The 26,864-nt window shown below is 70.2% G+C and carries 20 protein-coding genes and 1 tRNA gene; 16 read left to right on the top strand and 5 right to left on the bottom strand.

Translation table 11 applies throughout. The features are described 5' to 3' along the window. Positions 1-3 precede the first annotated feature (3 nt). Both sucD and OG780_RS08600 read left to right on the top strand, forming a co-directional pair. Positions 4-942, top strand: a complete 939-nt coding sequence (gene sucD, locus OG780_RS08605; protein ID WP_328446278.1) for a succinate--CoA ligase subunit alpha — start codon at positions 4-6, stop codon at positions 940-942. Positions 943-1,084: 142 nt separating this feature from the next. Next, positions 1,085-2,683, top strand: coding sequence for an aldehyde dehydrogenase family protein (locus OG780_RS08600; protein ID WP_328446276.1), 1,599 nt, complete (start codon positions 1,085-1,087; stop codon positions 2,681-2,683). Between the two features lie 132 nt (positions 2,684-2,815). Here OG780_RS08600 and OG780_RS08595 read toward each other — a convergent pair whose 3' ends face one another. Beyond that, on the bottom strand, positions 2,816-4,150 hold the full coding sequence (locus tag OG780_RS08595) for a DUF2254 domain-containing protein (protein WP_328446274.1): 1,335 nt from the start codon (positions 4,148-4,150) through the stop codon (positions 2,816-2,818). A gap of 141 nt (positions 4,151-4,291) precedes the next feature. On the opposite strand from OG780_RS08595, the gene OG780_RS08590 reads away from it, so the two are divergent. After that, positions 4,292-4,376 (top strand) — tRNA-Leu (locus OG780_RS08590). Positions 4,377-4,564: 188 nt separating this feature from the next. Here the strand turns inward: OG780_RS08590 and OG780_RS08585 are convergent. Together OG780_RS08585 and OG780_RS08580 are read right to left on the bottom strand one after the other, a co-directional pair. Beyond that, positions 4,565-5,785, bottom strand: a complete 1,221-nt coding sequence (locus OG780_RS08585) for a L,D-transpeptidase (RefSeq protein ID WP_328446272.1) — start codon at positions 5,783-5,785, stop codon at positions 4,565-4,567. A gap of 294 nt (positions 5,786-6,079) precedes the next feature. Further along, positions 6,080-6,694, bottom strand: coding sequence for a 2'-5' RNA ligase family protein (locus OG780_RS08580; RefSeq protein WP_328457985.1), 615 nt, complete (start codon positions 6,692-6,694; stop codon positions 6,080-6,082). Between the two features lie 264 nt (positions 6,695-6,958). On the opposite strand from OG780_RS08580, the gene OG780_RS08575 reads away from it, so the two are divergent. Then, complete coding sequence (locus tag OG780_RS08575; protein WP_328446270.1) at positions 6,959-9,733, top strand: SpoIIE family protein phosphatase; 2,775 nt, start codon at positions 6,959-6,961, stop codon at positions 9,731-9,733. 60 nt (positions 9,734-9,793) lie between these two features. Here OG780_RS08575 and OG780_RS08570 read toward each other — a convergent pair whose 3' ends face one another. Continuing rightward, positions 9,794-10,672: an ABC transporter substrate-binding protein gene (locus OG780_RS08570; protein WP_328446269.1), complete on the bottom strand. Its 879-nt coding sequence runs from the start codon at positions 10,670-10,672 to the stop codon at positions 9,794-9,796. Positions 10,673-11,018: 346 nt separating this feature from the next. Between OG780_RS08570 and OG780_RS08565 the strand changes: the two genes are divergently transcribed. The 5 genes from OG780_RS08565 (at position 11,019) to OG780_RS08545 (ending at position 16,921) form a co-directional block, all read left to right on the top strand. Beyond that, positions 11,019-11,813, top strand: coding sequence for an SGNH/GDSL hydrolase family protein (locus OG780_RS08565; protein WP_443062136.1), 795 nt, complete (start codon positions 11,019-11,021; stop codon positions 11,811-11,813). Between the two features lie 550 nt (positions 11,814-12,363). Then, complete coding sequence (locus OG780_RS08560) at positions 12,364-13,560, top strand: DUF3500 domain-containing protein (protein ID WP_328446267.1); 1,197 nt, start codon at positions 12,364-12,366, stop codon at positions 13,558-13,560. Beyond that, positions 13,557-14,987, top strand: coding sequence for a HupE/UreJ family protein (locus OG780_RS08555; protein WP_328446265.1), 1,431 nt, complete (start codon positions 13,557-13,559; stop codon positions 14,985-14,987). Before OG780_RS08560 ends, OG780_RS08555 begins: the two co-directional genes overlap by 4 nt. Positions 14,988-15,293: 306 nt before the next feature. Further along, on the top strand, positions 15,294-15,845 hold the full coding sequence (locus tag OG780_RS08550) for a beta-class carbonic anhydrase (RefSeq protein WP_328446263.1): 552 nt from the start codon (positions 15,294-15,296) through the stop codon (positions 15,843-15,845). Positions 15,846-16,030: 185 nt separating this feature from the next. Beyond that, on the top strand, positions 16,031-16,921 hold the full coding sequence (locus tag OG780_RS08545; RefSeq protein ID WP_328446261.1) for an acyl-CoA dehydrogenase family protein: 891 nt from the start codon (positions 16,031-16,033) through the stop codon (positions 16,919-16,921). A gap of 47 nt (positions 16,922-16,968) precedes the next feature. Here the strand turns inward: OG780_RS08545 and OG780_RS08540 are convergent, their stop codons facing one another. Next, positions 16,969-17,658 (bottom strand): GntR family transcriptional regulator, encoded by a 690-nt coding sequence (locus OG780_RS08540; RefSeq protein ID WP_328446259.1) that lies wholly within the window; start codon positions 17,656-17,658, stop codon positions 16,969-16,971. 384 nt (positions 17,659-18,042) lie between these two features. Here OG780_RS08540 and OG780_RS08535 point away from each other — a divergent pair, with 384 nt between their 5' ends. From OG780_RS08535 to OG780_RS08505, 7 genes are all read left to right on the top strand, one after another. Next, positions 18,043-18,522: an NAD(P)H-dependent oxidoreductase subunit E gene (locus OG780_RS08535; RefSeq protein ID WP_328446257.1), complete on the top strand. Its 480-nt coding sequence runs from the start codon at positions 18,043-18,045 to the stop codon at positions 18,520-18,522. Then, positions 18,519-20,171: a formate dehydrogenase beta subunit gene (locus OG780_RS08530; protein WP_328446255.1), complete on the top strand. Its 1,653-nt coding sequence runs from the start codon at positions 18,519-18,521 to the stop codon at positions 20,169-20,171. Before OG780_RS08535 ends, OG780_RS08530 begins: the two co-directional genes overlap by 4 nt. Continuing rightward, positions 20,168-23,038: a formate dehydrogenase subunit alpha gene (gene fdhF / locus OG780_RS08525; protein WP_328446253.1), complete on the top strand. Its 2,871-nt coding sequence runs from the start codon at positions 20,168-20,170 to the stop codon at positions 23,036-23,038. The genes OG780_RS08530 and fdhF overlap by 4 nt, the downstream gene beginning before the upstream one ends. A 1-nt stretch (position 23,039) precedes the next feature. Beyond that, positions 23,040-23,252, top strand: coding sequence for a formate dehydrogenase subunit delta (locus OG780_RS08520; protein ID WP_328446251.1), 213 nt, complete (start codon positions 23,040-23,042; stop codon positions 23,250-23,252). A gap of 62 nt (positions 23,253-23,314) precedes the next feature. Beyond that, positions 23,315-24,247: a LysR family transcriptional regulator gene (locus tag OG780_RS08515; RefSeq protein WP_328446249.1), complete on the top strand. Its 933-nt coding sequence runs from the start codon at positions 23,315-23,317 to the stop codon at positions 24,245-24,247. A gap of 279 nt (positions 24,248-24,526) precedes the next feature. Further along, positions 24,527-26,278 carry an oxalyl-CoA decarboxylase gene (oxc, locus tag OG780_RS08510; RefSeq protein ID WP_328446245.1) on the top strand — a complete coding sequence of 584 codons (1,752 nt, stop codon included), beginning with the start codon at positions 24,527-24,529 and terminating at the stop codon, positions 26,276-26,278. A gap of 167 nt (positions 26,279-26,445) precedes the next feature. Further along, on the top strand, positions 26,446-26,850 hold the full coding sequence (locus tag OG780_RS08505) for a hypothetical protein (protein ID WP_443062135.1): 405 nt from the start codon (positions 26,446-26,448) through the stop codon (positions 26,848-26,850). Positions 26,851-26,864 lie beyond the last annotated feature (14 nt).

Below are 26,864 nucleotides of genomic sequence, written 5' to 3'. Positions count from 1 at the left end.
GACATGGCCGTCTTTCTCACCGAGGAGTCCAGGATCCTCGTCCAGGGCATGACCGGCGCCGAGGGCATGCGGCACACCCGGCGCATGCTCGCCGCCGGCACTAACGTCGTCGGCGGCGTCAATCCGCGCAAGGCCGGCCTCGCCGTGGCGTTCGACGTTCCTGGCCCCGAGGGCCGGGGAAGCACCCCGCGGACCGTCCCCGTCTTCGGGTCGGTGCGCGAGGGGATCGAGGCGACGGGAGCCGATGTGAGCGTGGTGTTCGTGCCGCCCGCCTTCGCCCGTGCGGCCGTGCTGGAGGCCGCCGACGCGGGGATCGGGCTCGCCGTCGTCATCACCGAGGGCATCCCCGTCCACGACTCCGTCGCCTTCTGCGCGCACGCCGCCGCCCGGGGCACCCGTGTCATCGGCCCCAACTGCCCCGGCCTCATATCCCCCGGACGGTCGAACGCGGGCATCGTCCCCGCCGACATCACCGGGCCCGGGAGCATCGGCCTGGTCTCCAAGTCCGGCACCCTCACCTACCAACTCATGCACGAACTCAGGGACATCGGCTTCTCCACCTGCGTGGGCATCGGCGGGGACCCCGTCGTCGGCACCTCGCACATCGACTGCCTCGCGGCCTTCGAGAAGGACCCCGACACCGAGCTGATCGTGCTCATCGGGGAGATCGGCGGCGACGCCGAGGAGCGGGCGGCGGCGTACGTACGCGATCACGTCACCAAGCCCGTCGTCGGTTACATCGCCGGATTCACCGCCCCCGAGGGCCGGACCATGGGGCACGCCGGGGCCATCGTCTCGGGTTCCTCGGGTACCGCCCAGGCCAAGAAGAAGGCCCTGGAGGCGGCAGGGGTGCAGGTCGGCGACACCCCGACCGACACGGCACGACTGGTCCTGGCGCGGCTGGCGGAGCGAGCGACCCCGAGTGACGTCACTCATAGTTGACGTGAGGTGACTGTCGGAAACCGTCGGACCTCACTACCTTCCCTGGCGTACGCGACGACTGTTCGCGCCGGCCCGCGCGGCCTGCCGTTCCGGCCGGATCCGGGCCCCCGCCCCCGACTGTGCACCGAGAGCGGAGACACCCATGACAACCCACGACCCCACACCTCCCAACCCCACACCGCTCCATCGCGGCCCCCTCGCTCCCGCCCCCCTCGTCCTCAAGTCCGGCACGTCCTGGACCGACGCCTGGCGGCGGTCCCTCGCCGTCGCCCCCGAGGCGTTCCGCGACGACCGGGTGCTCAACCTCTGGAACTCCGGCTGGCAGGCGGACGGCCGTGCGCTGCCCGCCACCAGCCCCGTCGACGGCGGCCCCATCGCGGGACCGCCACGGCTCGACGGCGCCACCGCCCAGGCGGCCGTCCGCGCCTCGCTCGACCGGCACCGCGCCTGGCGCCATGTGCCCCTCGCCGAACGCCGGGCCCGCGTGGCGGCGACCCTCGACGCCCTCACCGAACACCGTGAACTGCTCGCCCTCCTGCTGGTCTGGGAGATCGGCAAGCCCTGGCGGCTGGCCCAGGCAGACGTGGACCGCGCGATCGACGGAGTGCGCTGGTACGTCGACGGCATCGAGCCCATGCTGGAGGGCCGGACCCCGCTCGACGGGCCCGTCTCCAACATCGCGAGCTGGAACTACCCGATGAGCGTTCTCGTCCACGCGATGCTGGTGCAGGCACTGGCGGGCAACGCGGTCATCGCCAAGGCCCCGACCGACGGCGGTGTCGCGTGCCTGACGCTGGCCTGCGCGCTCGCCGTGCGCGAGGGCATCCCCCTCACCCTGGTCAGCGGCAGCGGGCGTGAGCTGTCGGAGGCGCTCGTGCGCGCGCCCGAGATCGGCTGCGTCTCCTTCGTCGGCGGCCGGGACACCGGCGCGGCGGTGGCCACCACCGTCGCCGACCTCGGCAAGCGCCATGTCCTCGAACAGGAGGGGCTCAACACCTGGGGCGTCTGGAACTTCAGTGACTGGGACGTGCTGACGGCGGTCGTCCCCAAGCTCTTCGACTACGGGAAGCAGCGCTGCACCGCCTACCCGCGCTTCGTCGTCCAGCGCGCGCTGTTCGACGACTTCCTCGCCGCGTACCTCCCGGCCGTCCACACCCTGCGCACCGGCCACCCGCTCGCCGTCGAGCACCCCGACGACCCCCACCCCTCGCTGGACTTCGGCCCGCTCATCAACGCGGCCAAGGCCAAGGAGCTGAAGGACCAGGTCACCGAGGCCATCGACCGGGGTGCCGTCCCGCTCCACCGCGGCAGGCCGTCCGACGCCCGCTTCCTGCCCGGCCAGGACACGGCGGCGTACGTCCAGCCCGTCACGCTCCTCAACCCGCCGCCCTCCTCTCCGCTGCATCACGCGGAACCCTTCGGACCGGTCGACACCATCGTCCTGGTCGACACCGAGGCCGAACTGCTCGCGGCGATGAACGCGTCGAACGGCGCGCTGGTCGCCACGCTGTCCACGGACGACGAGGCGACGTACACCCGGCTGGCCCCCCAGATCCGCGCGTTCAAGGTCGGTCACGGCAGGCCCCGCTCCCGTGGCGACCGCGACGAACTCTTCGGCGGCTTCGGCGCCTCATGGCGCGGCGCGTTCGTGGGCGGGGAACTCCTGGTGCGAGCGGTGACCCGGGGCCCGGCGGGGGAGCGGCTGCCGGGGAACTTCCCGGAGTACCACTTGATGCCGTGAGCTCGGCCGGGTGACCGGGTGACCGGGGGATCGGATGACGGGGTGAATCCGTCGGTCGGGTGGTCCTGGAGGTGAGCGGGGCGGCGTCCGCGCCGGGGTGCCGTCCGCGCGCGGTTCGGTGCGCCGGGGCGGCTACCCGATGCCCTGCCGGTCCGGTCGTAGCGCGAAGGCGCGGTCCGAAGGCTCGGCGACCGAGCGCTCCACGGCCTCGACGAGCAGGGCGCGGTGCCGGAGCAGGGGTTCACGGCGGTCCGCGGGAGCGATCGCGGCGAGATCGTCGAGTCCGGCGACGATGCGCCGGGTGACCTGCGGAGCACCCACCGCACAGCCGCGGATCTCCGTGAACCCCAGATCGACCAGCTCCGTCCAGCCCGGCACGGACTGCACCAGCCGTACGTTCCCGTGCCGGTCCCGGTGGAGCGCCGCGTCGAGGGGCCGGCCGGCGACGGCGGCCAGGAACTGGACGATGCGGTCGATCGCCTGCACGGCCGTGGTCGGGTCGTTCACCGCGGCCGACAGCGCCCGCAGCCCGATGTCGGCCAGCTGGCGCATCCCGAACGCGAAGTCCTGATGGAAGGTGCGCTCCACCCCGACCGACACGGTGTGGCTCAGGGGCCGCCGGCCCGCGGGGGCGGGACCTCCGTGCACGGCGAACAGCGGTGTGCCCGGTACGACGAAGTCCCCGATCCGGGGGATCAGCCTCAGTACGACACCTTCCCGCCGGGCCGCCCGCACCAGCCGGGCGATGTTCACGTCCCGCAGAACGCCGGCCCGTCCGTGGTGGGCGACCTGGGCGGTCTCGGGCCCGAGCGCGTCCTCCTCGCCGGTCGATCGGGCGACGGGCATGTGCGCGACGACCTTGAACGCCTCGTGGGTGATGTGGTCGATGACATGGCTGATGCGCATGAGCCGCAGGGTCTGGTTCACGTACAGCACGAAGAGCAGCAGGCTCAGCCCCAGCATCGCCAGCGTCAGAACCGACTGGATCAGCGGGATCGAGGTCACGTACCGCGCGTCGGCCTGCCCCTCGTACGAGGTCAGCACGAGGAGCGACAGCAGGAACGTGGCCAGGAACACGGCGAAGGTGGCCTTGGTGATCCGGCTCCGTACGAAGATCCGCACCACGCGCGGGCTGAACTGCCCGCTCGCCATCTGCACGGCGACCAGCGAGATGCTGAAGACCACACCGATGAACGTCATCATCGCCGAGCTGACCACGGTCACCACGGCCTTCGCGTCGTCGGCCAGACGCAGCAGATCGTCGAGGGTGTCGTAGTCGCGCGCGTCGTGCAGCGAGCCGACGATCGCGGTGTCGGCCGCGGTCGCCGCCGCCCACACCACGAAGACCAGCAGCATGGCCGCGGTGGGCGCGAACCAGAACGTGTCCCGCAGGTGTTCCCGCAACGGCGACAGCGTTCTCGGCCGCCGCCCTTCCCGCAGACCCCCGGTAGTCATCCAGTCACCCATGGTGCGACTGTAGGCGCACCCTCACCTGGCTCCGTGGACCCGCTCCGGGGCCCGGATATGCAGGTGAAAGGCACTCCGAAAGCTTGGTATTGTTATCCATGTCGCCGCGGGGAGCACCCCCGGCCAGGCGGCAGACACCTTGTCCGGGTGGCGGAATGGCAGACGCGCTAGCTTGAGGTGCTAGTGCCCTTTATCGGGCGTGGGGGTTCAAGTCCCCCCTCGGACACTCTCTGTAGCAATACACGAACGAGGACCACGGCCGTCAGGTCGAGGTCCTCGTTGCGTTTTCCTGGCTCGAGGACTCCCCGGGGTGAGGGCCGTCCGGGCGTCCTCGGCACCGCGGGCGGCGGCCGGTGATGTGCCGGCCGCCGCCTGGCGGAAGGATTCAGGTTCGGGTGCGTGAGCGGCGCGGCGTCAGTTCGATGCGCTGCCCGAGACCCACTCGCTCCACGGCATGTTCCAGTCGCTGAGGCCGTTGTCCGGGGACACCGTGGCCTTGTCGGCGGAGTTCTTGACGATCACGACGTCACCGGTCATCGAGTTGTCGAAGAACCACGCGGCGGGCTGCTTGCCGTCGCCGGCGTTCCTGACGTCCTTCAGGCCCACGCAGCCGTGGCTGGTGTTGACCTTGCCGAAGACCGAGTCGCCGCCCCAGTAGTTGCCGTGGATGAACGTGCCCGAGGCGGTCAGGCGCATGGCGTGCGGTACGGCCTTGATGTCGTACGAGGGCTTGCCGTTCTTCTCCGTGAGGCCGACGGTCGCACCGTTCATGTGGATCTGCCGGTACTTCTCGGAGATGACCATCCGGCCGTTGTACGTCGGGTGCTCGGCGCTGCCGGACGAGATCGGGATGGTCTTGATCGTCTTGCCGTCCCGTACGACGGACATCTGCTTCGTCTTGGCGTCGACGGTGCTGATCTGGCTCCGGCCGATCTTGAACGTGACCGTCTCCTGGACGCCGTCGAGGCTCATCCTGACGGTGACGGTGGAGCCGGGCTTCCAGTAGTGCTCGGGGCGGAAGTCCAGTCGGCTGCTGTTGAGCCAGTGACCGACGACCTGCTCGCCGCTGCTGGAGCTGACCTGGATCTTCGACGCCACGGCGGCCTTGTCGCCGATCGCCTTGTCGAAGTTGAAGCTCACCGGCATGCCCACACCGACGGTCGAGCCGTTCTCGGGGGAGAGGTGCCCGAGGAAGTCGTTGGCCGGGGAGACCGTGGAGATCGCGGCGTTCTCGGTGGCGGAACGGCCCTTCGCGTCCTCGGCCTCCGCGGCGACCTGATAGCGGGTGGCCTGCTTCAGCGGGCCGTTCGGCTTCCAGGACGTGCCGTCCGCGGACAGGGTGCCCGGAACCTCGGTGCCGGTCGCGACGGCGGTCATGGTCACCTTGGTGAGTCTGCCGTCGGTGACGGTGACGTTCACGGGGTCGTTGATCCCGAGGCCGTGGGCTTGGCTTGGCGTGATCTTTATTCGGGCGTCGGAAACGTCCTGGGTGTCCGCCTGATTCGCCTGTGCCTGCGTTTCCGGCTGAGCCCCGGAGTCGTTGGTGGCGGCGTAGCTGGTACCGCCCAGCGCCGTGAGTGCGAGTGCGCCGGCCGTAGCCATCAGCCCGATGCGTCGCTTGCGTGCGGTGATCAAACGCTTCTCCCATGCCGCTGGTCGTTGAATCTGGGTCTGGCTGCCAGATGGGCCATCAGCCCCAAAGAAGCATTTTTGCGCATTAGTCCGTTTTGAGGGGTGGATTGTGGCGGGTTTCACGCGTTGCGCGTGCGTCGCGAAAGCTCAGCTCGACGGCCGGATGGTGCGTGATCGATCCGCTCCCGCCGATCGGCGCGGGCCGTACGGCGACAGGGAGGCGAGGGGGCCGGCGTGACCGGTGCCCGGCCCGCCGTCAGGCCGCCGGTCTCGTCATCGGGCCGCCCGGCCGCGGCCTCACCTGTCGGAGATCTCGCCGAGCCATGCCGTGTCCTCCGGGCCGGGCGCTTCGGGGCCGGGTGCGGGCAGCCGGCGGACCTCGCCCGTGCGCAGGGCGATCGTGGCCCGTGGCTGCATCGGCCCGTGACCCCTGCGCGAGAGCAGGACGAGTTCCCAGACTGTCGCCGTCATGGCGTCGAGCCGGGTGGCGCAGTCGGCGCCGACTCGCCGCGGATCCCGGGTCCGGCCCAGGGACAGATGTGGAGTGAAGTCCTTGGCGGGCCCGTGGCGGAGCGGGAACCGCTGCCGCAGTACGTGGTACAGGTCCGCCCAAGGTGCCTTGCCGGCCGCTGCCGGATCGAGCCACACGGTGGAGTACGCCCTGTGCCGGAAGGTCCGCACCCCGTCCAGCCGGGCGGTGAAGACAGGTATCTCGGCCGTCGCCGCGGTGAGCAGCGAGGCGGCCCGATCGAAGTCGGACTCGGGCACGAAGGGGAAAAGCACATTGACATGCGGCGGCCAGCGGTGGATCTGCGGATCGTATTCCCGGCGGATGTCCTGGATCGGCGGCCACAGCTCCGCGGGCGGGATCCAGGCGACCGTCGAGTGACGCATCTCGTCGCTGGTTCGCATCACGCGTCCACTCCCGCCGTCACCACTTCCTCCTCCAGGGTGCCGCGCATCCGGTCCTCGGCGGTTGCCCCTCACGCACCGCGATGGTTCAGGTGCGGCGCGGGGGCGCTTTGGTCCGGCGCCCGTGCATGGAGGCCGCGGGCGTCCTCGACGGCGTCATCGCCGTCGAACGGCGGGCCGGACCCGGTCGGCCGCTTCGCCCGGGAACCCGGGATCGGCCTGTCCTGAGCCGCGCCCTCCGGGCAGGTCACTGATACTGAGAAAATGGGCAAACTCGGGCGAAAAGTCCCAGGACGGGGCGACCGCGTTCCGCCGAAGGCCGGGACGCCGGAAGCCGGCTCGGAAGCCCGTCGCCATTCGCGCGGCCGACGTCTGCTGCCGTTTCGGAAACCGCGCAGCGTCGCCGGTCAGGTCTTCCTGCTGCAACTGGTGGTCGTCCTGCTGCTCATCGCCACGGCCGTGGTGGTGCTCGTCATCCAGGACCGCAACCGGGCGATCCAGGAAGCCGGCGACCGGTCACTGGTCGCGGCCGAGTCGTTCGCGAACGCCCCGGGCACCGCGGACGCGATGAAGAGCGACGACCCGACGGCGGAACTCCAGCCTCATGCCGAGGTGGTGCGCAAGAAGACCGGCGTCGACTACGTCGTGTGCCTGAGCCCCTACGGCTTCCGGTGGACCCACCCGGACCCGGACCAGATCGGGAAGCACGTCTCCACCTCCTACGGCCAGGCGCTCGGAGGCGAGCCCCACCAGACCACGTTCGACAGCAGTCTGGGGAAGGCGGTCGACTCGACGGTGGCCGTCTTCGACGAGAAGGGGAACGCGGTCGGCCTCGTCACCGTGGGGGTCACGGTCGACAAGGTGACCAGTGTGGTGCAGCGCCAACTGCCGGTGATCTTCGTCTCCGGCGGTGTCGCGCTGCTGCTGGCCGCGGGTGGGTCGGCACTGGTCAGCGGGCGTCTGCGGCGCCAGACCCGGGGCCTGGGGCCGGTGGAGATGACCCGCATGTACGAGCACCACGACGCGGTGCTGCACGCGGTCCGTGAAGGCGTGATCATTCTGGACGGTGACGGAAGGCTGCTGCTGGTCAACGACGAGGCGCGCCGGCTGCTGGCACTGCCGCCGGAGGTCGAGGGCAAGCCGGTCACCGGGCTCGGGCTGAGCCCGGCCCTGGCCGCACTGCTGGGATCGGGCCGGGCGGCCACGGACAAGGTCTTCCTGGCCGGGGACACCCTGCTCGCGGTCAACGTGCGGCTGGTGGGCGCGAAGGGGGGCTCCGTGGCCACCCTGCGGGACACCACGGAGCTGCGCGCCCTCGCGGGCCGGGCGGACGTGGCGGGCGGACGCCTGCAACTGCTCTACGAGGCCAGCACGCGGATCGGTACCACCCTCGACATCAAGCGCACCACCGAGGAGCTGACCGAGGTGGCGGTCCCCCGCTTCGCCGACTTCGCCACCGTCGAGCTGTTGGAGCCGGTGCTCCAAGGCGGTGAGCCGACGGGGGCGAACATGGAAATACGCCGTATCGCGGCCGCGGGCATCCGGGAGGACGCGCCCCTTCTTTCTGTCGGGACGCTCATGCGCTACGTGCCCGGCAACCCCGTGGCGATCGGGATGGCCACCGGCCGGCCGGTCCTGGTGGAGCACCTCGCCCTGGCCGACGGATGGCGGGCCCAGGACCCGGTGCGGGCCCAGAAGGTCATCGAATTCGGTATCCACTCCATGATCTCGGTACCGCTCCGGGCCCGCGGCCAATTGCTGGGGGTCGTGGAGTTCTGGCGTTCGGAGCAGGAGCCCTTCGAGTCGGACGACCTGTCCCCCGCCGAGGAACTCGCCGCCCGGGCGGCCGTGTGCATCGACAACGCGCGCCGCTACACCCGTGAGCACACCACGGCCGTCACCCTCCAGCGCAGCCTGCTGCCCGGCATCCTCCCCGAGCTGTCCGCCCTGGAGGTCGGGCACCGTTACCTGCCCGCCCAGGCGGGGGTGGGCGGCGACTGGTACGACGTCATCCCGCTGCCGGGCGCCCGGGTGGCCCTGGTGGTCGGCGACGTCGTCGGACACGGTCTGCACGCCGCCGCGACGATGGGTCGCCTGAGGACCGCGGTGCACAACTTCGCCGCCCTGGACCTGCCCCCGGACGAGCTTCTCGCGCACCTGGACGACCTGATCACCCGGATCGACCAGGACGCGGCGGCAGAGGGCAACACCGAGGCCGTCACCGGTGCCACCTGCCTGTACGCGGTCTACGATCCGGTCACCGGGCGGTGTGTTCTCGCCCGCGCCGGCCATCCCGGTCCGGCGCTGGTCTCGCCCGACGGCTCCGTGACCTTCCCCGACATCCCCGTCGCCCCGCCACTCGGCGTGGGAGGAGGCCTGCCGGTCGAGACGGCCGTACTCCGGCTGGCCGCCGACAGCCAGCTCGTCCTTTACACCGACGGCCTGGTCGAGGCCCGCGGCCGCGACATCGACGTCGGGCTCGGCATGCTGAGGGAGGCGCTCGCGGAGACGGACGGCGACACCCCGGACGAAACCTGCCGGGCGGTGCTCGACGCGATGCTGCGCACCAGGTCGAGTGACGATGTCGCCCTGCTGGTCGCACGCACCCGGCTGCTCGACCCGGAGCAGGTCGCGGAGTGGGAGGTGCCCGACGACCCCGCGGCCGTCCCCCGGATCCGCGCCGAGGCCACCCGCAGGCTGGAGTCCTGGGGCCTCGGCGAGGCCGTCTTCACGACCGAGCTGATCCTCAGCGAACTGGTGACGAACGCCATCCGGTACGGAGGAAGCCCCATCAGTCTGCGGCTGCTGCGCGACCGCGACAGCCTGATCTGCGAGGTCGCCGACGGCACCAGCACCTCCCCGCACCTGCGCCGCGCGGCCTTCACCGACGAGGGGGGCCGTGGTCTGTTCCTCGTCGCGCAGATGTCCCGCCGCTGGGGGACCCGGTACACCGACCGAGGCAAGATCATCTGGGCTGAGCAGGCGCTCGACGCCGGAGCCGTAGGGGACCTGAGCGGTCTCCTGATGGCGGACCTGTGAGGCGGGACGGAGGGACGGAAACCGGACCGCCGGCCCGGGGTATGCGCACGTCCGGAGCGTTCAGGAGCCGTCGTTGACCGTGAAGTACGGGATCTTGGCCGGGTCCTGTCCGAAAGCGGCCCCGAGATAGACGGCCGACAGTTTGGTGAGCGTCCCGTCGTCGATCAGCTGCTTGATGATCCGGTCCAGCTCGTCCTTGTTGACCGACCCCTTCGGGTACAGGGCGCCGTAACCCTGGTCGGTCCTGTACTGGCCCACGAGGCGCACCTTGCCCTCCCGTTTCTGGGGATAGGCCAGCAGGATCGTCGTGTCGTGGACGACCGCGTCGATCCGTCCCTCCTCCAGTGCCGTGACCATGTCCGGGTCGTTGGGGAAGGACGTGATGGGCTTGGTCGGCTTGAGGCGCTTCTTGACGAACTCCTCGCCCGTGGTGCCCTCGGCCACTCCGATGCGGACGTCACGGATGTTGTCCTCGTTGATCTTCTCGCCGTCCCTGATCAGCACTCCCAGGGTCGAGGAGAGGTAGGGCGGGGAGAACTCGGCGACCTTGCTCCGTTCCGGGGTGATCGTGATCTGCGCCAGGGCCAGGTCGAAGTTCTTGGTCTTTCCGGACACGACGACCGGGAAGGGAGCGTTCTCCACCTTCACCCGGTCGAGTCCGGACCGGTACGCGATGTTGGCGGCCATGCAGTACTCGTAGCCGCTCTTGATGGAGTCCGGCGTGTCGCCGTTCCACCAGCCGGGTGCGGGCAGGGTCGTTTTGACCGTGAGGGCGCCCGCCGTCTTGGGCGACAGGTGAAACTCCCCGTAACGTCCCGAGATCTCGCAGTCGCCGTAGTGGGTCTTCGGTGACTCCGACCCGCCCTGGTCACAAGCCGATGTCGCGACGATGAGCGCCACGCTGACAGCCAGAGAGACGGTCGCTGCCGCGGCGCGCATCATTGCACCTCCGGTAGGGGCATACTCCTTGATTCACCATAAATCACCCCGAACCATACGACTGCCGGAGCCACGTGGGAGGACTCCGGGGCGCGGGTCGGGTTCCCCTCTTCCGGCGGCGTCGCCGTGGCCGGCCGCGAGCGCGAACCATTCCGGCGGAGCCGTCTCCCGGCCGGGCCGTGTCCCGGTCGTACCGCACCCCGGTGTGATCAGCCGGGCGGCTTCCCGTGCCTCCCTGCCGTGAAACGTGACGTTAACCCTGGAAACAGTTTTGACATGAACACTTCCTTTGGGTGGTTGCCTGTTGTACCAAATGAGGGCCAGCTTTCCCGCTCAGGGAGGTCTCGTGAGACGCGTCAAACTGCTGTCAGCCCTTGCAACGTTCGGCCTCGCGATGATGTTCAGCCTGGCGCTGACCGGTCCGGCACATGCTGCCGGGCCGGCCTATGTCGCGCTGGGGGATTCGTACTCGGCAGGCAACGGCGCAGGAAACTACGACAGTTCGAGTGGAGGCTGCCACCGCAGTCTCAGCGCCTACCCCTATCTGTGGAAAAACGCCCACACACCGTCCTCGTTCGCCGACACCTCCTGCTCAGGCGCGGTCACCACCGATGTGACGAACGGTCAGCTCGGCCCGCTGAACTCCGCCACCGGGCTCGTCTCCCTCACCATCGGTGGCAACGACGCCGGCTTCTCGGACGTCATGACCACCTGTGTGACCGGCTCCGACACCGACTGCGTCAACCGGGTGAACCAGGCCGAGAGCTACGCCCGGAACACGCTCCCCGCCCGCCTCGACGCCACCTACGACGCCATCCGTGTCAAGGCACCCAATGCCAAGGTGGTCGTTCTCGGCTACCCGCGCATGTATACGCTCAACGTCTTCTGCGTCGGCCTCAGCAGCACCAAGCACAGCAAGATCGACGAGGCTGCGGACGCCCTCGACAGTGTCATCGCCGCCCGCGCCGCCGCCCACGGCTTCGTCTTCGGAGACGTCCGCACCACCTTCGGCGGCCACGAACTGTGCTCCAGCGACGACTGGCTGCACTCCCTGGTGATCTCCCCGAGCTGGGAGTCGTACCACCCCACCGCCACCGGCCACGCCAGCGGCTACTACCCCGTCCTCAACGCCAACAGCTGACCTCCCCGCGGACGCGCCGCCCTGCCCTGACCCCAGGGCAGGGCGGCGCGCCCGTTTCACCGGGGGCGGTAGCGCGACTCGGCTCGGCGGGATCGGATCCTGGGCAGGAATTGTCCCGCATAACAGGGAAATCTATTTGCGCGATAAGAGCAGCCTGTCAAATACATAAGCAAATTCCGTGAATTCGCGCCGTTCTGTGTGTGGCTCAAGAATCTCCCGTCAATCTGATGGTGCGTTGAGATTTCAGTGAGAGCGTTGATAATGTTGTCAACAATCGTGCAGGGGTGAACAGATGCCCCTTGCGCGTCTCGCTCCTGCCCTCAACCGCTGCCAAGCGGCCTACAGGCGTGGGCAATTGTCCAGTATTCGTACGGACATGGTGATCTCGAAGTCGGCCGATGGGTGCTGCCCGTGCGGCCGGGACGTCATTCCAGGTTCAAAGGAGTGGTTCGTGAGCAGAGAAAGAACCCGGCGAGTTCGCACGCAGCGGACTTGGCGAGGTATAGGTGGCGCCGTCGCCGCAATTTTGCTGGTCGGCGGCGGTTTTGCCGTGGCAAATGCCTCGACGGACGTGCAGGCCGGTAATTCGGCCGAAGGTGCCAAGCGCCCGGTCGACCAGCATGCCACCGGTGCGAAAGCCGTGGTCAGCGCCGCCAACGCGTTCCTGAACACGCTGGACGCCGACCAGCAGTCGGAGGTGCTGCTGGACTTCTCCGAGGCGAACGCGACGGCTTGGTCGAACCTTCCGTGCGGTTCGTCCTGCCGGCCCGGCATCCAGCTCGGTTCGCTGACGGACACTCAACTGGCCGCGGCCATGAAGGTGTTGAAGCTGGCCACGGGCAGCGGCAAGGGCACCGGGTACGACCAGATCACGCAGGTCGTCAAGGCCGACGACGTACTCGACGCGGCGCAGAACTCCGGCTCCGGCTCCGCGCCTACGGGCAGCGCGTCCAGTACGGCCTCGACGGACCCGTCCGCCTCCGCGGACCCGAGCTCGTCGCCCACCGACGCTCCGTCGGCCACCGACGCTCCGACAGGCACCCCGCCGTCCGGTGGTCCCGGCGGTCCTGGCGGTGGAGGTGGCGCGTTCGGGTACGGCAGCGGTGTCTATTTCATGGCGTTCCTGGGCACGCCCTCGGCGGACGGTGCCTGGCAGCTGCACTTCGGCGGCCACCACCTCGCCGTGAACCTCACCTACCGGGACGGCAAGCCGGTGAGCGGCAGCCCGTTCTTCATCGGGGTCGAGCCGAGCACATGGACCGCGGACGACGGCACCACGTACACGCCTCTGGCGAAGCAGCGGAACGGCCTGCTCGCCCTGACCGGCAGCCTGAACACGGAACAGTCGGCGAAGGCCAAGCTGTCCGAGTCGTTCAGCGACGTGCTCCTCGGCCCGGGCAAGGACGGGAAGTTCCCTGAGACCAAGGAAGGCATCCCGGTCAGCTCGCTCACACCCAAGCAGAAGCAACTCGTCCTGAAGGCGATCCACCCCTGGGTCGCCAACGTGGACGACGCCACCGCGCAGCGGCTCATGAAGACGTACGAGCACGAGCTGAACCAGACCTACGTCGGCTACTCCGGCGGCACCGGCCTGGACGCCCAGGGCGACTACGTGCGGATCGACGGCCCCGGCGTCTGGATCGAGTTCGTCTGCCAGGGCGGCGTCGTCTTCCGGGACCAGATCCACTACCACACGGTGTACCGGGACCACACCCGCGACTACGGAAGCGAGTTCACCTTCTCATGACCCGATCGCGGAACTGGCTGACCACAGCACTACGCCTGGTGGCCGGGATCGCGATCGCGGTACCGGCGGCGCTCCTGCTCGGGGCGTCGCCGGCCGCCGCGCACCCGATGCCGCACTCGGTGGTCCAGCTCGACGTGTACAAGGCATCGGTCACCGCGCGCCTGGAACTGCCCGTCGACGACTTCTCCCGGGCGAGCGGGATCGATCTGGCCGGCATCGAACCGGCCGCCCTGCCCGCCAGGGCGACGGCCGTCCGTGCCTACCTCGGCCGGCACATCCGCCCGACCACCCTCCAGGGGAAGGCCTGGCAGGTCGGTATCGGCGCGCTGAGTCTCAGCCGCACCGAGCAGACCTCCACCGGCCCCTACCGCGAGCTGGTCGCCGAAGCGGTGCTCACCCCTCCGAACGGCGGGGACGTGCGGCACTTCACCCTGGACTACGACGTGATCGTCCATCAGGTAGTCACCCATGTGACGCTGGTGACGGTACGACAGGACTGGGCCGCCGGCCGGGTCGACGGCGGAGGAGCCACCCAGGTCGGCACGGTCGGTCTCGACATCCGGCACATGAAGGTCCCGCCCCTGACTGTCGACCTCGGGAACGGCAGTACCTGGCGCGGCTTTGTCGCCATGACCGAACTCGGCGGCGAGCACATTCTCACCGGCACCGACCACCTGTTGTTCCTGCTCATCCTGCTCCTGCCCGCACCGCTGCGGGCCACCGGGCGACGCTGGCACGGCCTGGTCGGCGCCCGTGCCGCGCTCGGGCGCGTCGGCCGCATCACGATCGCCTTCACCGTCGGTCACTCCGTCGCCCTGGCCGCCACCGCCCTCGGACGCCTGGAGATCCCCGGCCGACCGGTCGAGGCCTTCATCGCCGCAAGCATCCTCGTCGGTGCCGTCCACGCGATCCGTCCACTGTTCCCGGGCCGGGAAGCGCTGGTGGCGGGCGTCTTCGGCCTCGGCCACGGCATGGCGTTCTCGTTCGTGCTCGCCGAGATGCATCTGTCCACCGGACAGCTGGTGTTCAGCCTCTTCGGTTTCAACCTGGGCATCGAACTGGTCCAGCTCCTGCTGGTCTGCATGGCCCTGCCCGCGCTGCTGGTCGTCGCGCGGCTGCGGGTACAGCCCGCGCTCCGGGTGGGCGGCGCGCTGCTGACCGCCACGGCGGCGGTCGGCTGGCTGCTCGACCGGCTCGGCGTGCCCAACCCGGTCGCCCGGACGGCCGACAGTGCAGGGTCGCACACCACGCTGATGCCGGCCGCCCTCGCGCTGACCGCGGTCGCCGCCATCGGCTGGGCGCTGTCCACGAGCCGGCGCGTACCGGCCGGTCCGGGCGGTGACCTCCACCCCGGACCCCTGTCACGACTCCTGTCACGGCCGCGGTCACGGTCGGATGCGGTCGGTGCCGAGGCTCTGGACAGGTAGCGACCCCGGCTCGAGAATACCGAACACTCCATACCGTATGGACTATGCGCTCAAGCACTCACCCGTGATTCGCTCGGGCCTCGCCGCCTTGATCCGCGGTACGTGCCTGATGGGGCGGCGTCTGGGAATGCTCATCGATGCGGCCGGGTCCGCGGGGTTCTCCCGTGGTCGCGACCGTGCGTCCGTGAGCCTGTGGTCGCGAGTCCGCGGCCGGGCGCTCGTTCTCGGGCGTCCTCGGGCGTTCACGTCCGTGTTCACGGCTGATGAGTGGTCTTTTCGATACCGACCGGAGTGAGGTAGCCCAGCATGTCGACTCCAGCACCCCGTCTCGCCCCGTCCGCCGACCGTCTTCCGGGCGGCGGGACGGTCATAGACCGGCTCGTGACGGCCAACCGTGCGTACGCGGCCGGGTTCGTGGACCCGGGCATGGATGCACGCCCGGTCCAGCGTGTCGCCGTCGTGGCCTGTATGGACGCCCGGATCGACCTTCATGCCGCGCTCGGACTCCAGTTGGGCGACTGCCATACCGTGCGCAACGCGGGCGGTGTCGTCACCGACGACGCCATCCGTTCCCTGACGATCAGTCAGCGTGCCCTCGGGACCCGCAGCGTCATACTCATCCATCACACGGGCTGCGGCTTGCAGAGCATCACCGAGGAGTTCCGGCACGAGCTGGAGATGGAGGTCGGGCAGCGGCCGGCCTGGGCGGTCGAGGCGTTCCGTGATGTCGACCAGGACGTACGGCAGTCGATGCAGCGGGTCCGTACGTCACCGTTCCTTCCCCATACCGACGACGTCCGCGGCTTCGTCTTCGACGTCACGACCGGGCTGCTGAGGGAGATCGACCCGCGCGTCTGAGCCGCGCTGTTCTCTCGTCGCCGGTCGCCGGTCGCCGCGCGCTCGCCGCCGGGTGTCCGGTCGTCGTCCGGCGGCGAGAGAGCAGTCCTCCGGGATTCGTCCCCGCAACTCCCTGGTGCGCTCCGACGACTGGCTGCATACTGTATGCAGTCTCGGGGAAGCTGTTCGCGAGGAGGGGGCGTCCCGTGTCCTATCGCACTTCTCTCTCGGTCGTCCTGGCCGAAGTCGTCGCGCCCGCAGCCGAACTGGCTTCCAGGGAAGGCAGGTTCCCCCGGGACGCCGTGTCGGCGTTGGGCCGTGCCGGGCTCCTCGGTCTCACCGTCGCCCCGGAGTCCGGAGGCGGTGGGCTCGGGCTGCCCGAGGCCGTCGACGTGGTCGCGCGGACCGCCCGTGTCTGCCCGGCGACCGCTGCCGTGCTCACGTCCCATTTCGCCGCGGTCGCCGCCATCGAGTCCTGTGGTGGCTCCTGGGTGCGGGAGGAGATCGCCGCCGGACGGCACCTCGTCGGCCTCGCCCTGTCCGAGGACGGATCCGGCGAGCCGGGGGAGGGCGAGCCGGGGGAGGGCGAGCCGTACGGGAGGGAGTTCGGGGGGTCCCGATCGGGTGCCGTCCGTTTCGCGGACGTGGTCGCCCTGCGGGGCCGTAAGCGGCAGGTGGTCGCGGCGGGTGAGGCCGACAGCTACCTCTGGTCCTCGCGACCGCTCGCGGGGCGGCACGGTCTGACGTTGTGGGTCGTTCCGGCGCAGGCCGCGGATCTGTTCGTCCCGGCCCGGCCCGCCGGAGCAGGACCCAGCGGCAGTGCCACCTCCACCCTGTGCGCGGATCCGGTGCTCGTTCCCGCCGACGTGATGCTCGGACGGGACGGTGGAGGGCTCGACGTCCTGATGGGCGGCGTGCGGCCGTGGCTGCTGGAACTGAGGGCCGCCGTCGAGGGTGCGCCGCCCGGACCTGGCTACGGCGCCGACACCTTCCCGCCGGCCGCCGATGCACTCCGGCCCGGCGGCGGCGACCTCCGGTCCGGCGCCGACGCCATCCGGCCCGGGGGCGAAGACCTCCGGCCGGCTCCCGCGGCGTGAGCCGGCGGGCGGCGTGGGTGATGAGTCCCGTACGAGGGACCCCTCGGTCAGTCCTGGTTCGCTCCGGCGGCGAGCTGCTTGCGATAGAAGCCGGTGGTGCGCTCGGTGTGCTTGCGCATGACCTCGCCGGCGCGGTCGGAGTCGCCCTTGGCGATGGCCCGGATCAACTGGGCGTGTTCGTTCCAGGCCTCCTTGCCGCGGGGCCGCGCGATCGGCGTGTAGTACCAGCGCACCTTCTGGCTCACACCCGCTATCAGTTCGGCCAGGACGGCGTTGTCGGCGATCGAGGTGATGAAGGTGTGCAGCGCGGTGTTGGCCGCGACCAGCCGCTCGGTGTCGCTCGCGGCGAGCGCGTCGACACCCTCCTGGTGCAACGCCCAGAGTCGCTCGACGTCCTCGGGTTTCGCCTGCTGGGCGGCGAGTTGGGCCGAGTAGGTCTCCAGAACCGCGCGGACACCGAGGAGTTGGGCGGCCTCTTCTTCGGTGGGGGAGTGGACGAATGCTCCCTGGGCGGGGCGCAGGTCGACCCAGCCGTCGGTCTGGAGCCGCTGGAGCGCCTCCCGCACGGGCTGGCGGCTGACCCCGAGGTGCTCGGCGAGCTCGGCCTCGACGAGATGCTGGCCGGGCTTGAGGGAGCCACTGACGATCAGCTCGGTCAGGGCGTCGTACACCGCTTGCCGCAGTGGTGCCGGGCGGGTGACGCGCCGGGCCGCGGCGGCCGTGAGTGCCTCGCGCATGGGAGCCCCGTTCCGCCACCGGCCCCCGCGGGGCCGACGGCTCTGCCAAGAGGTGGCCGCCGAGAGGGTCGCCGACGGCTGCGTCAGCATACAGGTTTTCGTATGCAGGATGGGGGGTTGCCGGGAGGTGATCCCAGGTCGGCCGGGGTGCCGCCGGCGGCCGGTGGCGCCCGCGAGCGAGGTGACGTCCGTGTGCGGGGTGCTCCTCGGCGGGTGTCGTCCGCCGGCCGCGGTGCCCGTCGCTGTCACCCCGCGCGGTCAATTGCCTCTCGGAGCAAGAGGGTTGATTCGGATTGAGTTCTGTATACAGAAGCCTGTATGGGGTAGTGTTCAAGTCTCCCGCACGCATCGCCGGGGACCCGCACGACGGAAGGCGGAGCGATCATGACGGCAAGCGTGAGTGACGTGACGGTCGAGAGCGTGGTCCGGACGGCGGCGGCCGTTCACCGGGATCAGCGCGGCGCGCTCCTGCCCGTACTGCATGCCGTACAGGCCGAGTTGGGGTGTGTGCCCAAGGAGGCGATTCCCGTGCTCGCCGACGAGTTCAACCTCTCCCGGGCGGACGTCCACGGAGTGGTGACCTTCTATCACGACTTCCGCGCGGAACCGGCCGGACGCACCGCCGTGCGCATCTGCCGGGCCGAGGCCTGCCAGGCGCTCGGCGCCGACGGCCTGGTGACCTACGTCCGTGAGGCCGGACTGGCCCTCGGGGAGACGAGCGCGGACGGCGCCGTCACCGTCGAGCAGGTCTTCTGCCTCGGCAACTGCGCCCTGGGCCCGTCGGTCGAGGTGAACGGCCGGCTGTACGGCCGCGTCGCACCTGCCCGGCTGGGATCGATGCTGAACGGGGAGGTCTCGTCATGAGGGGCGAGGCCGGCATTCCCGTCGTGAGCCACGAGGCCGACGACAGGACGCACCCCACGGCCACCGTCTACGTACCCCGCGACTCGGCGGCCCGGTCCGTCGGCGCGGACGACATCGCGGACGCCCTGCGACAGGCCGCCGTACGAGGCGACTTCGCCCTCGACGTCGTACGCAACGGATCACGCGGCATGCTCTGGCTGGAACCCCTCGTCGAGGTGGTGACCCCGCACGGACGCGTCGGATACGGACCCGTGGCCCCGGCCGACGTCGAGGACCTGCTCGCCTCCGGCATGCTCGACGGCGCCGACCATCCGCTGCGGCTCGGTGTCGTGGACCGACTCCCCTGGCTGGCCCGGCAGAACCGGGTCACCTTCGCCCGGGTCGGTGTCACCGACCCGCTGTCCACGGACGACTACATGGCGCACGGTGGCCTCGCCGGGCTGCGCGCCGCGCTGGAACGCCCGCCCGCGGACGTGGTCGCCGAGATCACCGCGTCCGGCCTGCGCGGCCGCGGAGGCGCGGGCTTCCCGGCAGGCGTCAAATGGAAGACCGTCCTCGACTGCGCGGACGAGCTGAAGTTCGTCTGCTGCAACGCCGACGAGGGCGACAGCGGCACCTTCGCCGACCGGATGGTCATGGAGGGCGACCCGTTCATGCTCATCGAAGGCATGACCATCGCCGCGTACGCGGTCGGCGCGAGCGAGGGCTACCTCTACATCCGCTCGGAATACCCGGACGCGGTGGCCACCATGCGGGCCGCCATCGGCATCGCACAGGAACACGGCTGGCTCGGCAGGGGCATTCTCGGCTCCGCGCTCGACTTCGAGCTGCACGTCCGCGTCGGCGGCGGCGCGTACATCTGCGGCGAGGAGACCTCCATGCTGGAGAGCCTGGAGGGCAAGCGCGGCATGGTCCGCGCCAAACCCCCGATCCCGGCGATCGAGGGCCTGTTCGGCAGACCGACCGTGGTGAACAACGTGCTCACCCTCGCGACCGTCCCCGTCGTGCTCGCGGACGGCGCGCGGGCCTACGAGGAACTCGGTGTCGAACGCTCGCGCGGCACCCAGGTCTTCCAGCTCGGCGGCAACATCGCGCACGGCGGCATCGTCGAGACCGCGTTCGGCGTCACGCTGCGCGAACTGGTCGAGGACTACGGCGGAGGCACGTTCTCCGGGCGTCCGGTGCGCACGGTGCAGGTCGGCGGACCGCTCGGCGCCTATCTGCCGACGTCGATGCTCGATCTGCCGATGGACTACGAGGCCTTCGCGGAGGCAGGCGCGATGGTCGGCCACGGAGGTGTCGTCGTCTTCGACGACACCGTCGACATGGCCGCCCGGGCCCGTTTCGCGATGGAGTTCTGCGCCGCGGAGTCCTGCGGCAAGTGCACACCGTGCAGGGTCGGTTCGGTACGCGGCGTCGAGGTCATCGACAAGATCGTGGCCGGCCGGCACCCGGACGAGAACCTGGCGCTCCTGGAAGACCTGTGCGACCTGATGACCGACGGCTCGCTGTGCGCGATGGGCGGGCTGACACCGATGCCCGTACGGAGCGCCCTCACCCACTTCCCTGACGACTTCCTCGCCCGTGAGGCCGGCCGGGAGACCAACTCCCGCCCGCCGAGCGGCGCGAGGAGGGAGGCCACGTCATGACACTGCTCAAGGAACCCGACTTCGGAACCCCGGAACGGCCCGGCGAGGCCACGGTGGTGGTGGAGATCGACGGGCTGGCGGTGACCGTCCCCGAGGGCACCTCGGTGATGCGCGCCGCCGCGCTCGCCGGAGTCGACATACCCAAACTGTGCGCCACCGACAGCCTGGAGCCGTTCGGCTCCTGCCGGCTGTGCGTGGTGGAGATCGACGGCCGGCGCGGCACCCCGGCCTCCTGCACCACTCCGGTGGCGGACGGGATGACGGTGCGGACCCAGACACCGAAGGTGGAGAAGCTCCGCCAAGGCGTCATGGAGTTGTACATCTCCGACCATCCGCTCGACTGTCTCACCTGCCCCGCCAACGGCGACTGCGAACTCCAGGACATGGCGGGCGTGGTGGGTCTGCGGCAGGTGCGGTACGGCTACGAGGGCGAGAACCACCTCGACGCCGAGAAGGACACCTCCAACCCGTACTTCGACTTCGACCCCGCCAAGTGCATCGCCTGCTCCCGCTGCGTGCGCGCCTGCGGCGAGGTCCAGGGCACCTTCGCGCTCACCATCGAGGGACGCGGCTTCGACTCCAAGGTCTCGCCCGGCGCCGCGGAGACGTTCATGGACTCCGAGTGCGTCTCCTGCGGGGCCTGCGTCCAGGCCTGCCCGACCTCCACGCTCCAGGAGAAGTCGGTGGTCGAACTCGGCATGCCGACCCGGTCGGTGGTCACCACCTGCGCCTACTGCGGTGTCGGCTGCTCCTTCAAGGCCGAGCTGCGCGGCGACGAACTCGTCCGCATGGTGCCGTACAAGGACGGCGGCGCCAACGAGGGCCACTCCTGTGTGAAGGGCCGCTTCGCCTTCGGCTACGCCACCCACCCCGACCGGGTGTTCAAGCCCATGGTCCGCGAAAGGATCACCGACCCCTGGCGCGAGGTCGAGTGGGACGAGGCCATCGGCACGGTCGCCCGGCGGATGCGGGACATCCAGCGCCGGCACGGGTCGGGTTCGATCGGCGCGATCTCCTCGTCGCGGTGCACCAACGAGGAGGTGTACGTCGTCCAGAAGATGGTCCGCGCCGCGTTCGGCAACAACAACGTGGACACCTGCGCCCGCGTCTGCCACTCCCCGACCGGATACGGACTCAAGCAGACCTTCGGCGAATCGGCCGGAACCCAGGACTTCCGCTCCGTGGCGGAGGCCGACGTCATCATGGTGATCGGGGCCAACCCCACCGACGGACACCCGGTGTTCGCCTCCCGCATGAAACGACGCCTGCGCGAGGGCGCACAGTTGATCGTCGTCGACCCCCGCCGCATCGACCTGGTGCGCTCACCGCACATCGAGGCCGCGTACCACCTCCAGCTCAGGCCCAGCACCAATGTCGCCGTCGTCAACGCCATGGCCCATGTGGTCGTCACCGAGGGGCTGGTCGACCGGTCCTTCGTGGACACCCGGTGCGAAGGGTTCGACGCCTGGGCGGAGTTCGTCGCCCGGCCCGAGAACAGCCCGGAGGCCACCGAGGAGATCAGCGGCGTCCCCGCAGGCCGACTGCGTGCCGCCGCACGCCTGTACGCGACAGCACCCAACGGCGCGATCTACTACGGGCTCGGCGTCACCGAGCACAGCCAGGGTTCGACCATGGTCATGGGAATGGCCAACCTCGCGATGGCGTGCGGCAACATCGGCCGCGACGGCGTCGGGGTCAACCCTCTGCGCGGCCAGAACAACGTCCAGGGCTCCTGCGACATGGGCTCCTTCCCGCACGAACTTCCCGGCTACCGCCATGTGTCCGACGACGCCGTCCGCGAGGTGTTCGAGAACCTGTGGGGCGGCACGCTCCTCGCCGAACCCGGGCTGCGCATCCCCAACATGTTCGACGCCGCGATCGACGGGACCTTCCGCGGCCTGTTCGTGCACGGCGAGGACATCGCGCAGTCCGACCCCAACCTCCAGCACGTCACCGCCGCCCTCGAAGCGATGGAACTCGTCGTCGTGCAGGATCTGTTCCTGAACGAGACGGCCAGGTTCGCGCATGTCTTCCTGCCCGGCGCGTCCTTCCTGGAGAAGGACGGCACGTTCACCAACGCCGAGCGCCGGATCAACCGGGTGCGCGCGGTGATGAAGCCGAGGACGGGCAGGCACGAGTGGCAGATCGTGTGCGAGATCGCCACCGCCATGGGCTACCCGATGGCGTACGACCATCCGGGCCGGATCATGGACGAGATCGCCGCGGTCACGCCGACCTTCACGGGAGTGTCCTTCGACCTGCTCGACAAACTGGGCAGCGTGCAGTGGCCGTGCAACGCCTCCGCACCCGAGGGGACACCGGTCATGCACGTCGACGAATTCGTGCGCGGCAAGGGCCGGTTCGTCGTCACCGCCTACGTGCCGACCAACGAGCGCAGCACCCGGCGCTTCCCGCTGGTGCTTACCACCGGGCGCATCCTCAGCCAGTACAACGTCGGCGCGCAGACCCGCCGTACCGGCAACGTCGCCTGGCATCCCGAGGACATCCTGGAGCTGCACCCGCACGACGCCGAGGTCCGCGGCATCACCGACGGAGCGCTGGTGACACTGGCCAGCCGGGTCGGGCGGACGACACTGCGGGCGGAGATCTCCGACCGGATGCCGGCCGGCGTCGTCTACACCACGTTCCACCATCCGGTGACCGGCGCCAACGTGGTGACCACCGAGAACTCGGACTGGGCGACCAACTGCCCCGAGTACAAGGTGACCGCGGTCCAGGTCGGGCTCGCCCATCCGCTCGGGCACGGCGACGGGACGCCGCGGCGGGCTCGGGGCGAGCGGTCCGTACGCGCTGGGGACGAGACGCCGCAGTCGGCCGCCGACGACGTACTCACGGTGGTGGACTGAGATGACGGCGACCGTGCCTCCCGAGCGCCGGATGGCGAACGACATCGCCGCGAACCTCGGTCACCTGCCGCAGGAGTCGGCCGCCGAGGCCATCGCGGGTCACATCGGCCGCTTCTGGGACCCACGCATGCGTTCCCGGCTCCTCGCGTACGCCGACGCCGGAGCCGACGGCCTGCATCCGCTGGTGATCGCGGCGGTGCGGCTCATGCGCTGAACGAAGGGCCGCAGGAGGCAGGAGGCAGGAGGCAGGAGGCAGGAAGCGGAAGGGGGGCGTGCATGCTGTTCCGGCAGTTGGAGTACTTCGTCGCGGTCGCCAGGGAGCGGCACTTCGCGCGGGCCGCGGAGACCTGCTACGTCTCGCAGCCCGCGCTGTCGGCGGCCATCGCCAAACTGGAGCGGGAGTTGAACGTCACGCTCATCAACCGCGGGCACACCTACCAGGGCCTCACTCCCGAGGGGGAACGGCTCGTCGTGTGGGCCAAGCGGATCCTCGCCGAACAGGACGCGTTCAAGGCCGAGGTGGCCGCCGTGCAGTCGGGCATCACCGGGACCCTCCGCCTCGGGACGGACCCCACGGCCTCGACGACTCTGGCGATGCCCGTGGCCGCCTTCTGCGCGGCGCACCCGCTCGCCAAGGTCCAGGTCCGCTCCCGTCTGTCGACGAACGAACTCCACCGCCAGATAAGGGACTTCGAGCTCGACGTGGCCATCGCCCACTTCGATCCCGGCGACCGGGAAGGCCTTCAGGTCGTCCCCCTGTACCAGGAGAGGTACATGCTCCTGGTCGCCGACGACCAGCTCATGTCCCAGACCAGCACCATGACATGGGCGGAGGCGGCCCAGCTTCCGCTCGCGCTGCTGACGCCCGACATGCGCATCCGCCGGCTCATCGACGATGTCTTCGCGGAGAAGGGATGTGTGGTGACACCCCAGGTGGAGACGGACTCCATCGCCGCGCTCTACGCGCATGTCGGCGGCGGCACATGGGCCAGCATCGTTCCGCACACCTGGCTGCGCGCCATGCCGGTGATCGGCAGGACGCGCGCGCTGCCCCTGGTCGACCCGGAGGCGGGCGCCCAGGTCTCGGTGGCGATCCACGCGGGGACCCCCGGTTCGGTCGCCGCGCGCGCCTTCGTGAACGCGGCCACCGGCCTCGCGCTGGACGAGGTCTTCGGACAGCCCCTGCCGCACGAGCACCGGGTGCGCTGAGCCCCGCCAGACCCACCGACCTGCCAGACCTACTGACCCACCAGACCCGCAGACCTGCCAGACCCGCCGAACCGGCCCGGCGCGCGGACCCGTACGCCGTATACGCCGGGCTCATGGCCGACAGCCGCTCCCGGCAACCGAGTTGGAGGCCCCCCACCTGCCCTTGATAGACGCTGTTTATCGGCTGGTCGCCGATGGGTCTTGGACGCGGGCGGGCGCGTTGACGATGGTGGGAGGAGCAGCCGTACCGACCGGACCTGCCAAGGAGGACCTCGGACCATGACCGCTCCCTCGACACCGGAGACCGCGGCGAACGCCGACGCGCAGACCGAGCTCACCGACGGGTATCACCTGGTCGTCGACGCGCTGAGGATGAACGACGTCGACACCGTCTACGGCGTCGTCGGCATCCCGATCACCGACCTCGCCCGCCTCGCGCAGGCGCGGGGCATCCGCTACATCGGCTTCCGGCACGAGAGCAACGCGGGTCACGCCGCGGCGGCCGCCGGCTTTCTCACCAAGAAGCCCGGCATCTGTCTGACCGTGTCCGCGCCGGGATTCCTCAACGGTCTGGTCGCCCTGGCCAACGCCACCACCAACTGCTTCCCCATGGTGCAGATCTCCGGCTCCAGCGAACGGCACCTGGTCGACCTCAGGCAGGGCGACTACGAGGAGATGGACCAGCTCGCCGCCGCGCAGCCGTTCTGCAAGGCCGCCTACCGGGTGAGCCGTGCGGAGGACATCGGCCGGGGCATCGCCCGCGCCCTGCGCACCGCGGTCTCGGGGCGTCCGGGCGGTGTGTATCTCGACATCCCCGCCGCGGTCCTCGGCTCCGTGATGCACGCGGAGGCGGGCGCGAGGACACTGAGCCGCCTCGTCGACCCCGCGCCGCGCCAGCTCCCGGGGCCCGAGGCGGTGGACCGGGCCGTCGAGCTGCTCGCGGGCGCCGAACGGCCGCTGCTCGTGCTCGGCAAGGGCGCCGCGTACGCGCAGGCCGACGAACGCATACGCGAGTTCGTGGAGTCCACCGGCATCCCGTTCATCCCGATGTCGATGGCCAAGGGCCTGCTGCCCGACGACCACCCGCAGTCGGCGGCCACCGCCCGTTCGCTGGCCCTGAAGAAGGCCGATGTCGTGATGCTCGTCGGCGCTCGCCTCAACTGGCTGCTGAACCACGGCCGGGCACCGCAGTGGAACCCCGCCGCCCGGTTCATCCACGTCGACATCGAGGCCAGGGAGATGGACAGCAACCAGCCCATCGCGGCCCCGCTCGTCGGCGACATCGAGTCGGTGCTGGAAGCGATCGCCGAGCGCGCCAAGCCCGGCCGGATCGCGGCCCCCGCCGCCTGGCGCGCGGAACTGGGCGCGCGGTCGGCGCAGAACGTCGCGAAGATGGCGGAGCGGCTGAAGGCGGATCCGCACCCCATGCAGTTCATGGGCGCCCTGAAGGCCGTACGCGACGTCGTGCGCGAGCGCCCGGAGACGTACATCGTCAACGAGGGCGCGAACGCGCTGGACATCGCGCGCAACGTCATCGACATGCACGTACCGCGGCACCGTCTCGACAGCGGCACCTGGGGTGTCATGGGCATCGGCATGGGCTACGCGATCGCCGCCGCCGTCGAGAGTGGTGCCCCGGTCATCGCCGTGGAGGGCGACAGCGCCTTCGGGTTCAGCGGCATGGAGCTGGAGACGATCTGCCGGTACGGGCTGCCGGTCGTCACGGTCGTCATGAACAACGGCGGTGTGTACCGCGGCGACGACGTCAATCCCCTCGGCGACGCGCCCTCTCCGACCACCCTGATGCCCGCGGCCCGCCACGACCGGATGATCGAGGCGTTCGGCGGCAAGGGCTACCGAGCGACCACACCGGCCGAGGTCACCGCGGCCCTCACCGAGGCACTGGCCTCCGGCGGCCCGGCGCTCATCGACTGCGTCATCGACCCCTCCGCCGGCACCGAGAGCGGCCACATCGCCCACCTGAACCCGAAGGGCATCACGGGCGGCAACATCGCGTCCGCCGCGAGGTGAGCCGAGAGCTCCCCATCCGGACACCTGGTTTCCGCACCGACATCATTCACGGGAGGGAAACAGCCGTCGAGCCTTCCTCTGCGGCAGCCCCGGGGGCGAACACGATGGCGGCGGGGTGGAGCCGTAGGCCGCTGGTGATCCGGAGTCCGGCGTGGGATCGTTCCGCGGTGACCGATATCGCCAACGGAGCGACCGCGTCGGGGCGACCCGACGACCGTCTGCCGTCCGTTCTTCGCTTCGCGACGGAGATCGTGGCCTGGGTGGCCACCCCCTGGGTGCTGTCCGACCGTTCGTGGCTGCTCGCCGTGGCTTCCGTGGTGGTGCTCATCGGTCTGCCGACGGTCTTCGCCACCCCGGGTGACAAGTCCAACGTCCTCGTGCCGGTGCCGGGTTGGGTGACCGTGCTGCTGGTGCTGCTTCAACTGGTCGCGGCGGTGGTGTTCTCGTGGCTCGCCTGGCCCGCCTGGGCGGCGGTCCCGGTCACCGTGCTGGCCGCCGCGACCTGTGTGACGGAGCGCGGGCGCTGGCAGTGGCTGCTGAGTCGGGCCGGGAGAGACCGCCCGGTGGCCTGAATCCCCGGCCTGGC

This window comes from Streptomyces sp. NBC_00386, from assembly GCF_036063235.1.
Lineage (GTDB): Bacteria > Actinomycetota > Actinomycetes > Streptomycetales > Streptomycetaceae > Streptomyces.
Note: the sequence above shows the minus strand (reverse complement) of the source record. Positions and strands in the feature narration are given on the sequence as shown.